This window comes from Bacillus sp. HMSC036E02 (genome assembly GCF_001836235.1).
GTDB classification, from domain to species: Bacteria; Bacillota; Bacilli; order Bacillales; family Bacillaceae_G; genus Bacillus_A; species Bacillus_A cereus.
Window position 1 is genome coordinate 1 of sequence record NZ_KV827814.1, and the last position, 296, is coordinate 296.

The window sequence follows — 296 nt, forward strand, 5'->3', positions numbered from 1 at the left end:
TAAAAACACAGGGTTTTATCTCTGTGTTTCTTCAAATTTTCGTTTTTGAATATATGCTTGAGCATGGATAATTTCTTTCTGAAGTTCTTTTAATTCTTCCGTAGATCCAGATTCAATCCTCATGTACGTAGTAACTAGACTAATCATCATATCCATCTTCTCTACTATATTTTGAATGACTTGTTCAGATTGCTCTTTTTTAGGATGTTGTATTGCTATTAAAGCATTTTCTATATAATTATTCTTTCTTTGCTGGATATCATAAATAAACTGTTTTGTGTTTGAGTTCATTTGTT

General features: G+C 29.1%; 1 protein-coding gene. It reads right to left on the reverse strand.

Translation table 11 applies throughout. The features are described from left to right. Positions 1-15 precede the first annotated feature (15 nt). Positions 16-291 (reverse strand): hypothetical protein, encoded by a 276-nt coding sequence (locus HMPREF2590_RS04235; protein WP_001087712.1) that lies wholly within the window; start codon positions 289-291, stop codon positions 16-18. Between the last annotated feature and the right edge of the window lie 5 nt (positions 292-296).

Excerpts from the sequence above, each read along its gene's own strand:
- HMPREF2590_RS04235 (WP_001087712.1), bottom strand. The coding sequence starts at position 291 with ATGAACTCAAACACAAAACAGTTTATTTATGATATCCAGCAAAGAAAG.